Here is a 12231-nt window from a genome sequence, read left to right as displayed (position 1 = left end):
GGCGCCGCACGCCGGTCGGCTTCTGGCGTGAGGTGCCGTGCCCGCTTGTCTGGTCGGCTCTAGCGCGGGGTGCCGTGCCAGCTGTCCCACAGCGCGGCGTAGGCCCCGCCCGCGGCGACCAGCTCGTCGTGCGCGCCCAGCTCGCTGATCCGCCCGTCCTCGACGACGGCCACCCGGTCGGCGTCGTGCGCGGTGTAGAGCCGATGGGCGATGGCGATCACCGTGCGCCCGTCCAGCACGGCCGCGAGCGACCGCTCCAGGTGGCGCGCGGCGCGCGGGTCGATCAGCGAGGTGGCCTCGTCCAGCACCAGCGTGTGCGGGTCGGCGAGCACGAGCCTGGCCAGGGCGACCTGCTGGGCCTGCGCGGGCGAGACGGCCAGCCCGCCCGAGCCGACCGTCGTGTCCAGGCCGCCGGGCAGCGCCTCCACCCACTCCCAGGCGTCGACGGCCGCGAGCGCCTCCTTGACCTCGCTGTCGCCGGCGTCGGGACGGCCGATCAGCACGTTGTCGCGCAGCGTGCCCCGGAAGACGTGGTGCTCCTGGGTGACGAGCGCGACGTGCCCGCGCAGCTCGTCCAGCGGCAGCTCGACGAGTGGGACGCCGCCGACGGTCACCGCGCCGGTGCGCGGGCCGTGGATGCCCGCGAGCAGCCGGCCGAGCGTCGACTTTCCCGCGCCCGACGGGCCGACCATCGCCAGCCGCTCGCCCGGCGCGACCCGCAGCGAGACGCCGTGCAGGACGTCGTGGCCCTCGCGGTAGGCGTAGCGGACACCGTCGGCGACCATCTCCTCGCCCTCGGGACGCTCGGTGCCCGCGCTGCGGTCGTCGGGGACGTTGGCCACGCCGAGCAGCCGGGCCATCGACGCGGCGCCGACCTGCAGCTCGTCCACCCAGGACAGCAGCCGGTCGAGCGGGTCGACGAGCTGCTGGGCGTACAGGGTGGCCGTGGCGACCTGGGCCAGCCCTACCAGGCCGTTGATGTAGAACAGGCCGCCGATCAGGACCGTCGCGACGACCGGGATGACGTAGCCCATCTCGACCGCCGGGAACCACACGGTGCGCAGGCGCAGGGTGTACCGCTCGGCCGCCCACGACCGCGCGATGTCGCCGTCGGTGCGCGCGTGGCGGCGGCGTTGCAGGCCGAACGCCTCGACGGTCCGCGCGCCCTCGACGGTCTCGGCCAGGCCCTCGGTCATCTCGGCGTAGGCGGCGTTCTCCCGCAGGTAGCCGTCCCTGGCCCGCTTCAGGTACCACCGCGTGGACACCCACAGCAGCGGGACGGCGATGAGCGAGGGAAGCAGCAGCAACGGGCCGGTCAGGGCCAGCGCGCCGAGCACGAAGGCCCCCGCGACCACGGCGATCAGCGTCTCGGGGACGGCGTGCCGCACGGTGCGCGACAGGGCGTCGACGTCGCGCGAGGTGCGGGTGACCAGGTCGCCGGACCCGGCGCGCTCGACGGTCGAGAGCGGCAGGGCGAGGACGCGGTCGACGAAGTCCTCCCGCAGCTCGGCCAGCACCTTCTCGCCGAGCTTGGCCGAGGCGTACACCGCCGAGCGGATCAGCACGGCCTGCGCGACGATGAAGGCGGCGATGGTCAGGGCGACGGTGTCGACGGAGACGCCCGTGCCGGCGCGCACGTGCTCTACCAGCTCGCCGAGCATGCGAGGCGCGACGAGGCCGGTGGCGGCGGCCAGCCCGTGCAGGCCGAGGGCCAGAGAGAGCTGCCGGGGGTACTTCAGCGCCAGCCGCTGGGCGTACGCGCGCACCTGCCGCCGGTCGGCGACCGGCAGGATACGTTTACTGCGGTCGGTGCTCATGCCGTTCCTCTGTGCCTATGGCCGCGCCTCCGGCGCGGCGGGTTCGGGGCGCCTGTGAGTCGGCGCCCCGAACGGGTGGGGCGAGCGCTGGAGGTCATCACTCGGACCGGGTCACGGTTCGGGCGTAGTCGGGGCGGGTGGCGAGCAGGGCGCGGTGTCCCCCCTCGGCGCGCGTCACTCCGTCCTCCATGAAGATCACGTGGTCGGCCCGGTCGAGCATGAGCGGGCTGGTGGTGCACACCAGCGTCGTCCGGCCCTTCCGCGCCTCGCCGAGCCGCTCGGCGACGCGTGCCTCGGTGTGGGCGTCCACGGCGCTGGTGGGCTCGACGAGGATCAGCACCTCCGGATCGGCGACCAGCGCCCGGGTGAGCCGAAGACGCTGCTGCTGGCCGCCGGAGAACTCGCGGCCGGCCTCGGCGACGTGCGCGTCCAGGCCCTCCGGCAGCGCCTCGACGATGTCCTCGGCGCAGGCGGCCCGCAGCGCCCGCCGCAGGTCGTCGTCGGAGGCCGTGCCGGTGACGTCGAGCTGGTCGCGCAGCCGCCCGCTGAACAGCCGGGCGGCGTTGTCGGCGACGAGGACCCGCCGCCGCGCCTCCTCCAGCGGCAGGTCGGCCAGCGGCACGCCGCCGAAGCTGACGTCGGCGGAGGGCACGTACAGGCCCAGGCGGTCGGCGACCGCGATGGCGTCCTCGGGCACCGCGCTCGCCAGCGCCGTGAACGTGCCCCGCCGCACGGTGACGCCCGACGCGGCGTCGGCGAGGTCGCCTCCCGGCGCGCCGGGGGCCGTGCCGCTGCCGCTGACCTCGGGGTCCAGGGACAGGATGCGGACCACCCTGCGCGCCGCGACGTGGCCCTTGGTGAGCTTGTCGGCCATCTCGGTGAGCGTGCGCAGCGGGCCGACCAGGAACAGCGCGTACGCGTAGAAGGAGACCAGCGCGCCGGGCGAGATCGCGTGCTCCAGGGCGAGGTGGGCGCCGCGCCAGGTGACGAAGGCGATGAGCAGGCCGGGCAGCAGGAGCTGCGCGCCCTCCAGGGTGGCGTCCACGGAGGCCACGCGCACGCCCGCGCCCCGGACGCGCTGGGACTCCTCGCGGTAGCGGTCGGCGAACACCTGCTCTCCGCCGATGCCGCGCAGCACGCGAAGGCCGGCGACGATGTCGGAGGCCCGGGTGGCGAGGTCGCCCTGCAGGTCGCGCTGGGCGTGCTGGCGGCGGTGCAGCGGGCGCAGCAGCGGGACGACGGCCAGGGCCATCAGGGGGACGCCGATCAGGACGATCAGGCCGAGCTGCGGCGAGGTGGTGAGCAGGATCACCGTAACCGCCACGATGGCGACCAGCGCGCCGGTGCCGCGCAGCAGGATGTCCATGGAGTTGCCGATATGGGAGATGTCGGAGTTGCCCACGCTGATGACCTCGCCGGTGGACAGCCGCTTCGGCAGCGTCGCGCCGAGCCGGGTGGCCTGGCGGGCGGTGACCTGCACGGTGCGGTAGGCGGCGGACAGCCAGTTGTAGACGGCCATGCGGTGGCGCATCACGCCGCCGAAGGCCGTCGTGACACCGAGGCCGAGCATGATGGCCGACCAGCGGACGAGCGCTTGGCTGTCGCCCGCCATCAGGCTGTCGATGGCGCGGCCGAGCGCGAAGGGGACGAGCGCCTGCGCGAGCCACCACAGCACCGCGTACCCGATGCCGATGAGCAAAGGCGTCGCCTGCCCGCGGGCCGTCCACCAGAGGTATCGGATCGGGCCGCGGGCATCCGGAACGCCGGGATCGGCGTGGGGCAGGGAGCGCATAGCCCTTCCAGGCTCGCAGCCGGGCGGGCGGGACGGCAATCGATTTTCCGCCGCGCACGGCCTCCCACCAGGGAGGACATAACGGCCTGCGGTCGGGCCGCCACAGGCGCGGGCAGTCCGCGCAGCGGGCCTCGAAGTCGGCGCGTACGACCGGCACCACCAGCGCTGCGGGCGCCTCCGGGGGGCGGCCGGCCGTGTCCGCGCCGTGCAGGGCGGTCGCCCGGCGGGCATGCGTCAACCATGGTTGACACTCTCGCCGTGTCAACCTATATTGACAGGCATGAGCGATACGGCACAACTGGCCTCCGACGCCGGCAGCCGCGATCCCGCCGTCGGCCTTCGCGCGGTCCGGGCGCTGCGGACGCTGGTCGAGCGTCTGGAGGCACTCCAGGTGGACAACGCCCGCGAACAGGGCTGGTCCTGGCAGGAGATCGCGGTTCTGCTCGGCGTGAGCAGGCAGGCGGTTCACAAGAAATACGCGGGCGGCCGCGGTCTACTCAGACGGGAGAAATGAGCATGTTCGAGCGGTTCAACGAGGACGCCCGCCAGACGGTCGTCCAGGCCCAGGAGGAGGCCCGGACCTTCGGCCACGACTACATCGGCACCGAGCACCTCCTGCTCGCCCTCCTCCGGCGGACCTCCTCGGTGGGCGGCCGGATCCTCGTCCGGCACGGGCTCGACCATGACGCGGCGGGCGACATGATCGCGCGACTGCTGGCCGGCACGGGCCAGGACGCGCTGGACGCGAAGGCCCTGGAGACGATCGGCATCGACCTCGGCGCGGTCCGCGAGAAGGTCGAGGCGGCCTTCGGCCCCGGCGCCCTGGACCGCGGCCCCCGCCCCCGTCGCGAGCGCCCCTGGCGCTTCGGCGGGCACATTCCCTTCACGGCGCGGGCCAAGAAGGTGCTGGAGCTCTCGCTGCGCGAGGCCCTGTCCCTGAAGCACGGCTACATCAGCGACGGCCACATCCTCCTCGGCCTGATGCGCGAAGGGCAGGGCCTCGCCGCCCGCGTCCTCGCCGACGCCGGGCTCGACTTCGAGGTCCTGCGCCAGGACGTGCGCACCGAACTGGGCTGACCCTCCTCCACGGACCGCGCCGGCGCCACGGGGGCGCGCGGGCCGTCCGACAACCATGACACCCAGGCGGGAGTTCTAAGCCCTCCCCCGGACCACCCGCGGATGTCGAGCGTGACCAGCGGCCGGGGCCTCTGGAGGCGCGGTGTTCTCGCGGGGAGTCCGGGCCACCCACACCAGGCCGCGCCCCCTTCCCGGCCCTCCCTGGAAATCGACCGGTTCCCCCTTGCGAGAGGTCGCCGGGTGATGTCGCGGGAGTTACTTCGATACTTTCTTCAAGCCTTGACTCATGCCCCCATGTCGGTGGTAGCCTCCCGAAATAGAGCGCTCTCCTTGGCCGAGCCGCCCCGGCGGCTCGGCCGCCCGTCGGTCCTCCACCGAGGGAGAACCATGGCACCACACAGTCCTCGCGCCGCCGCCCGCCCCTGGGCGGCCGTTGCGACGGAGGTGAGCGTCCACCGCCGTCACCGGTGGTGTGAGCATCGCCGTTCCCTTCTCTGACAGGCGCCACCCCACCTGACCGGCAGGCGTTGGGTAAGCGCTTACCGGAGCCACGCAAGGCACCGTCAACGCGGGCGCGACCACCCCGGCCCGCGTCGCACAACCCCCGTCCCAGCCCCGGACGCCCACGCCCCGGCCCGCTTCGCGCGACAGCACCAGAGAGCGCTCTCTGCATGCCGGAAGCCGGTCCGTGCCCAGCGTCCCGGGCCACCCCCCGCCCCTGGGAGTTGTCATGCGCAAACCACCCCTGGCACGGACCCTGATATCCGTGCTGACCTCGATCGCCCTGAGCATCGCCCTCGGCGTCGGCGTCGCCGTGAGCGGCGGCTTCACCGCGAACGCCGCCGCCGTCCCGGCCGCCCCCGGCTTCATCGAGCTGGAGGCCGGCAGCGACTCGTCCATCCTGGTGGAATGGGAGGCCGTCCCCGGCGCGACCAGCTACCGGATCTACCGAGGTACGACCGCCGGCGGCGAAGGAAACACGCCGTACGCGACGGTGAACGCGCCGGCCGACACCTTCCTCGACAGAGGGCCGCTCAGCTCGACGCTGACCTACTTCTACCAGGTCAGCGCGGTGAACGCCTCGGGTGAGTCGCCGCGCACGAAGGAGGACGCCTCCAAGACCCCGCCCCCGATCGGCACCGGCGGCGACGTCCCCGGCGTCACCGTGGGCAACAGCAAGGTCTACTACTGCAAGGACGCCCTTCTCGGCGGCTTCGCCTGGTTCCAGACGCTGACGGGGTGGTTCCCCTCCGTGCTGGGCTCGTCCGGGTCCACCTCCCCGGACAAGAAGGTCGTCGACATGGCCTACGCCCACGAGGGGACCATGACGTTCAACAACGTCGTCGTCCCCACCACCGGCCTCTACACGGTCGCCTGGCGGTACGCGTTCCAGGGCGGCCTGTTCCCCGGGGTCAACAACCGCCAGATGGGGCTCAAGGTCAACGGCACCGTCATCACCAGCACGCAGAGCTTCCCGATCACCGGCAGCTTCGACACCTACCAGCTCTCCGCGCTACAGGTGCGCCTGAACGCAGGCGTCAACTCGATCACCCAGTTCGCGGTGAGCGACCACGGGCTGTCCCGGGTGGACCAGATGATCGTCACCCCGGCGACGGCGTCCTCACCCGCCGGTCCGACCAACCTGACCGCCACCCCGGGCGCGGGCTCGGTCACGCTGACGTGGACGGCCAGCGCCAGCGGTGCGCCGACGTCGTACCGGATCTACCGGGGCACCAAGTCCGACGGTGAGGCCAACACGCCCGTCGGCACGGTCGGCGGCACCACCACCACGTTCACCGACACCGGGCTGAGCAACGGCAAGACGTACTACTACTTCGTCTCCGCGGCCAACGCGGTGGGCGGCTCGCCGAACTCCAACGAGGTCTCGGCCGTCCCCGGCACCGGCCCGACGCCCACGGCGACCCCCACGGTGACGCCCACCCCGACGCCGACCGGCACGGTCTCGCCCCCGCCCGGCGCGCCCGGCGTCCCGTTCGGCATCGTGATCACCCCGCGGGCGGGCGACATCCTGCTCCAGTGGGGTTACCAGGCGAACGTGACCTGGAACGTCTACCGGTCCACCACCCCCGGCGGCGAGGGCTCGACGCCGTATGTGCGAGTCACCTCGCCGACGTACGTGGACAAGGCGGTCACCTCCGGGCAGCGGTACTACTACCAGTTCACCGCCGTGAACGGGGCGGGTGAGAGCGCGCGGACCGCGGAGGTCAGCGCCCTCGCGCAGTAGCACCCCTTCTGGACACGGCCCCTCCCGTGCCCTTCAAGGCCTCCACCGCCGACGCCCGCGCGGCAGAGCGCCGGCGGTGGCCGCACAACGGCGCGTCGCGTCCGGTCAGGCCCGCACGTCGGCACGTGCGGATTCCCCGCCCCCTCCATCAGGGCGGGCAGACCGGCGCGGCGCGCCCCGTCACCCGCGCAAGCAGGGAGTTCGTCCATGCGATCCGTTCCCCCCTCGGAGGGCCGCCGCCCACGGCCCGCCGTCCGCGCCCTTCGCCGTCCGGCCGTTCGCGCCGTTCCCGCCGCCTTGTCCGTCCTCATGCTGCTCATCGGGCTGATCGTCGCCGTCGGCGCCCCCGCCGAGGCCGCCCCCGCCCTGCTGTCCAAGGGCAAGCCGGTCACGGCGTCGTCCATCGAGGCCGTCGGCACCCCGGCCTCCGCGGCGGTCGACGGCAGCACCACCAGCCGCTGGTCCAGCGCCTTCAGCGACCCCCAGTGGATCCAGATCGACCTCGGGACGAAGGCCGCGATCAGCCGGGTCGCGCTCACCTGGCACACGTCCTACGCCGTGGCCTTCCAGCTCCAGACCTCCGACAACGCCGTCACCTGGACGAACCTGTACTCGACCGCCAACGGACCCGGCGGCACCCAGACCCTGGACGTGACCGGCACCGGCCGCTACGTGCGGATGTACGGCACGACCCGGCACACGGTCTACGGCTACTCGCTGTGGGAGTTCCAGGTCTACGGCTCGTTCGTCCGGACCGCCTGCGGCGCGGCCGACCTGGCGCTGAACCGCCCCGCGACCGCGTCGTCCGTCGAGAACGCCGGACTGTCCGCCCCGGCCGCGGTCGACGGGGACGCCGGCACCCGCTGGTCCAGCGCGTTCAGCGACCCGCAGTGGATCCAGGTGGACCTTGGCGTGTCGCGGCGCGTCTGCCAGGTGGTGCTGAACTGGCAGAACTCCTACGCCACCGCCTTCCAGATCCAGGTATCCGACAACGCGTCCACCTGGACGACGATCTACTCGACCGCCACCGGCACCGGGGGGCTCCAGACGCTCGCCGTCTCGGGCGCCGGGCGTTACGTCCGCGTCTACGGCACCGCGCGGCACACGGCGTACGGCTACTCACTGTGGGGACTGGAGGTCCGCGGCGTGGCCGCCGCGCCGATCCTCGGCTCCTGGGAGACCGAGAGCCTCGACGGCGCGGGCAACAACCCCTTCGCCCCGGCGCGGGGCAACGCCGACACCCTGTACTCCCGGGTCGGCCCGGTGCGGTACACCGACGGCAAGAGCCAGATGGCCGCCGGCCCCAACCCGCGTTACGTCTCCAACCGCGTGTTCAACGACACCAACGTGAACGTCTTCTCCGAGCGTGGGGTCACGCAGTGGGGAAACGTGTGGGGCCAGTTCATCGACCACACCATCGGCCTGCGCCAGGACGACGGCACTCAGGCCGACATACCGTTCGACCGCACCGACCCGATGGAGATCTTCACCAACGACCTCGGCGTCGTCCCGTTCACGCGCACGGCCGCCGCGCCGGGCACCGGCGTGTCCAACGCCCGCCAGCAGGTCAACACCGTCAGCTCCTACATCGACGCGTGGGCCGTCTACGGCGGCACCGACGCCCGCCTCGACTGGCTGCGCGACGGCTCGGTGGACGGCGACCCCGCCAACAACAACGCCACCCTGATGCTGCCCGGCGGCTACCTGCCCCGCCGCGACAGCCGCGGCAACGCGTCGGCCGCGCCGCGGATGCAGGTGGACGGACGCCTGCTCGCCGCGCCCGCGAGCGCCGTCGTCACCGGAGACGTGCGCGCCAACGAGAACATCGCCCTCACCGCGACGCAGACGCTGTTCGCCCGCGAGCACAACCGGATCGTCTCGCTGCTGCCCGCCTCGCTGTCGCAGCAGGACAAGTTCCAGATCGCCCGCGCGGTGGTGATCGCCGAGCAGCAGTACATCACCTACAACGAGTTCCTCCCCGCCATGGGCGTCACGCTGCCCGCCTACCAGGGGTACGACGACGGCGCCGACGCGTCCGTCACCAACGAGTTCGCCACCGTGGGCTACCGCGCCCACAGCCAGATCCACGGCGAGATGGAGTTCCACACCAACGCCGGCCGCTACTCCCAGGCGACCCTCGACGCCCTTGAGGCGCAGGGCGTCGAGGTGACCGTCACCGGCGCCGACGTCGCGCTCGCCGTCCCGCTGAACGTGGCGTTCTTCAACCCCGACCTGGTGTCCCGGATCGGGCTCGGCCCCATGCTGAAGGGCATCGGCGGCGAGTCGGAGTACCGCAACGACGAGACGATCGACAACCAGCTCCGCAGCGTCCTGTTCCAGGTCCCCGTCGCCGGCAACCCCGGCTGCCTCGATGGACCCACCCTGCCGCAGTGCTTCCGCGGCGTGGTCGACCTCGGCGCCGTCGACCTGCTGCGCGGGCGCGACCACGGCATGCCGAGCTACAACCAGCTCCGCAACGCCTACGGCCTGCCCTCCAAGACGTCGTTCACCTCGATCACCGGCGAGACGACGGAAAGCTTCCCGTCCGACCCGCTGCTCACCCCCGGCAACGAGATCAACGACCCGAACAGCATCGACGTCGTCCAGCTCTTCGACATCAACGGCAACCCGACGACCGTCGCCGCCGACAACGCCACCCGCGTCGTCCGCCGCACCACCCTGGCCGCCCGGCTCAAGGCGATCTACGGCTCGGTCGGCAGCCTGGACGCCTTCACCGGAATGCTCGCCGAGAAGCACGTCGCCGGCTCCGAGTTCGGCGAACTCCAGCTCGCCATCTGGAAGGCCCAGTTCACCGCCCTCCGCGACGGCGACCGCTTCCACTACCAGAACGACCCCCTGCTGACCTACGTCCGCCAGCAGTACGGCATCGACCACCGCAGAACGTTGTCCCAGATCATCGCCCTGAACACCGACATCCCCCAGTCGGAACTCCCGGCCAACGTCTTCCTCCTCCCCACCACCCCTGCCGCGACCTCCCAAACCCCCACCACGACCAAGGCGAACCCGCAGACCCTGACCCGCGCCCACACCTCCTGACCCGACACCCCGAACCCGCCGCGCCGGGCTCCCTCCGGCACGGCGGGTTTCCCTTGCGACGATGGCCTGCGGGTTCTCGTCGTCGTGCAGGTGGTGCAGGATGCCGACCAGCATGATCGCGACGGCGCGCCTCCGCGGGCTTCGGGGACGCGGGTCAGTGACCGGTCAGGCGCGGTAGTTCGATGATCAAGTGGGCGCCCGATTTCGGAGGATCCGCGGCCCAGACCCAGCCTTGGTGCGCCGACGCGATCTCGCGGGCTATCGCCAGGCCGAGACCGCTGTTGCCACTGGCCCGATCACGGCTGGCGTCGAGCCGGACGAAACGGTCGAAGACGCGCTCCCGATCCGCGGCGGGGACACCCGGTCCGTCGTCGAGGACGTGGATACGAGCAGTGCCCGGCGTGGCGGCGAGCGTGACCGTGACCGTGGAAGCGGCGTAGCGGACGGCGTTGTCGAGCAGGTTGCGCACCAGCCGGCCGAGATCGGCGCGGTCGCCGTGGAGGAACACCCCGTCGGCGAGGTGGAGGTCGACGGTGAGCCCGCGAGCCGGGGTGGCGCCGACGACGTCACGGAGGAGGTCGGCGGCGTCAAGGGTCTGACGGTGGCCGACCTGGGGGTGTTCGTCCGCCTTGGCCAGGCGCAGGAGGTCCTGGATGAGCCGCTCCAGGCGCGCGGTCTGGCCGGCCGCGCGGGTCGCCACGGCGGGCCACGGCGCCCGATCGGGGTGGGCCAGTGCCACGTCGAGGGTGGTGCGGAGGGTGGCGAGCGGGCTGCGCAGTTCATGGGAGGCGTCGGCGACGAACCGGCGCTGGCGCAGCGCGGAGTCCTCCAGCCGGGCGAGCATCTCGTTCATCGTCTCGGCCAGGTGCCCGATCTCGTCGATCGTGCCCGGTTCGGGCACGCGGCGGGACAGGTCGGCGGAGGTGATGTCGGTGACGGCGCGCCGGATCTGCTCCACCGGGGCGAGCGCGCGCCCGACCAGGGTCCACACGGCGGCGGCGGCGAGCGCGAGGGTGATCGGAAACCCTGCGATCAGCCGGTAGGTGAACTCGGTGTTGATCGACCTGAGGAGCCCAGTGGGGGTGCCGGCGACGATCGTGACGGGCTGCCCGTTGACGATCTCGCGGAGCGCGAAGACCCCGACGTCGTCGGGTATCACGCCGTCGGCGCCCTTGAGCCGGACCGGCCTGGTCGACCCGGCGGGAAGCGCGAACGTGGCGGGGACCCCGGCCAGGCCGCGGGTGGAGGTGAGGACGGTGCCGTCGGCGGCGATCACCTGGGCCTCGGCGGCGGGATCCAGCGACGAGCGGGGCAGCGGACGGGGCCAGTTTCCGGTGGGCGACGCCTGGGCGATCTGGGCGGCGTAGGTGCGTAGCTGGCCGTCGACGGTCTGCCGCACCGCGTGCATCTGCAGGAGGTAGAGCAGCACGACGCCGCCCGTGATGGCGGCGGCGGTGATCAGGCTGGCGGAGATGGTGACACGGGTCCGCAGCGACCGCCTGCGGCGTGACCGAGCCCGCGGACCCGGTTCAGGGGGCATGGCCGGCTTCTCTGGCGTCGGCTTCTCCAGGGCCGGCTTCTATGAGGTAGCCCTGGCCGCGCAGGGTGACGATGGTCGGCGCGCCGTCCGGCGGATCGATCTTGCGGCGCAGCCGGTGGATGTGGACCTCGACCACTGCCGGGCCGCCGTCGTAGGCCGAATCCCAGCAGTGGTCGAGCAGCTCGGTCTTCGATACGACGCGGCCCTGACGCCGCATCAGGTACTCCAGCACCGCCACCTCCCGGCTGGACAGGTCCAGTTCCGCCCCGTCGCGCCACACCTTGCGCCTGGCAGGGTCGAGGGTGAGACCCCCGGCGGCGATCACCGCGGGCCGTTCCCCGAGCCCGCGCCGGGTCAGCGCCCGCAGCCGGGCCAGCAGGACCGTGTAGGAGAACGGCTTGGGCAGGTAGTCGTCCGCGCCGGCGTCGAGCCCTTCGGCGAGATCCAGGTCGTCGTCCATCGCCGTCAGCATCAGGATCGGCGTCCACACGCCCTGGGCGCGCAGCCGGCCACAGACCTGGAAGCCGTCCAGGCCGGGCAGCATGACATCGAGGATGATCACGTCGTGACCGGTCTCACCGGCCTTCCACAGGCCGTCCTCACCGTTGTCGGCCACGTCCACGACGTAGCCCTCCGCCTCCAGCCCCCACCTCAGGGACTCGGCCATGTCCGGCTCGTCCTCGACCACCAGCACTTTCATGGT

7 protein-coding genes and 1 pseudogene are annotated in these 12231 nt (G+C 72.5%); 4 read left to right on the top strand and 4 right to left on the bottom strand.

The genetic code is table 11. From position 1 onward, the window contains the following. Positions 1–59: 59 nt before the first annotated feature. Positions 60–1817, bottom strand: coding sequence for an ABC transporter ATP-binding protein (locus tag DQ384_RS11905; protein WP_114028783.1), 1758 nt, complete (start codon positions 1815–1817; stop codon positions 60–62). A gap of 97 nt (positions 1818–1914) precedes the next feature. Further along, complete coding sequence (locus tag DQ384_RS11900) at positions 1915–3609, bottom strand: ABC transporter ATP-binding protein (protein WP_114028782.1); 1695 nt, start codon at positions 3607–3609, stop codon at positions 1915–1917. 280 nt (positions 3610–3889) lie between these two features. On the opposite strand from DQ384_RS11900, the gene DQ384_RS11895 reads away from it, so the two are divergent. From DQ384_RS11895 to DQ384_RS11880, 4 genes and pseudogenes are all read left to right on the top strand, one after another. Beyond that, positions 3890–4123 (top strand): helix-turn-helix domain-containing protein, encoded by a 234-nt coding sequence (locus tag DQ384_RS11895; RefSeq protein WP_114028781.1) that lies wholly within the window; start codon positions 3890–3892, stop codon positions 4121–4123. A 2-nt stretch (positions 4124–4125) separates the two neighbouring features. Beyond that, a pseudogene (locus tag DQ384_RS11890) lies at positions 4126–4668 on the top strand (Clp protease N-terminal domain-containing protein); the annotation flags it as partial. Positions 4669–5416: 748 nt separating this feature from the next. Next, positions 5417–6931 carry a fibronectin type III domain-containing protein gene (locus DQ384_RS11885; protein WP_114028779.1) on the top strand — a complete coding sequence of 505 codons (1515 nt, stop codon included), beginning with the start codon at positions 5417–5419 and terminating at the stop codon, positions 6929–6931. A gap of 207 nt (positions 6932–7138) precedes the next feature. Beyond that, a complete protein-coding gene (locus DQ384_RS11880) occupies positions 7139–9988 on the top strand; it encodes a peroxidase family protein (protein WP_220182895.1) in 2850 nt (949 codons plus the stop codon). A gap of 154 nt (positions 9989–10142) precedes the next feature. Here DQ384_RS11880 and DQ384_RS11875 read toward each other — a convergent pair whose 3' ends face one another. Together DQ384_RS11875 and DQ384_RS11870 are read right to left on the bottom strand one after the other, a co-directional pair. Next, entirely contained in the window at positions 10143–11528 is a 1386-nt protein-coding gene (locus DQ384_RS11875) for a sensor histidine kinase (RefSeq protein WP_114028778.1), read from the bottom strand. Continuing rightward, the gene (locus DQ384_RS11870) at positions 11518–12228 is read right to left on the bottom strand and encodes a response regulator transcription factor (RefSeq protein ID WP_114028777.1); all 711 of its coding nucleotides are present in this window, start codon (positions 12226–12228) and stop codon (positions 11518–11520) included. Before DQ384_RS11870 ends, DQ384_RS11875 begins: the two co-directional genes overlap by 11 nt. Between the last annotated feature and the right edge of the window lie 3 nt (positions 12229–12231).

It is taken from the genome of Sphaerisporangium album, from assembly GCF_003323745.1.
Classification (GTDB): domain Bacteria; phylum Actinomycetota; class Actinomycetes; order Streptosporangiales; family Streptosporangiaceae; genus Sphaerisporangium; species Sphaerisporangium album.
Note: the sequence above shows the minus strand (reverse complement) of the source record. Positions and strands in the feature narration are given on the sequence as shown.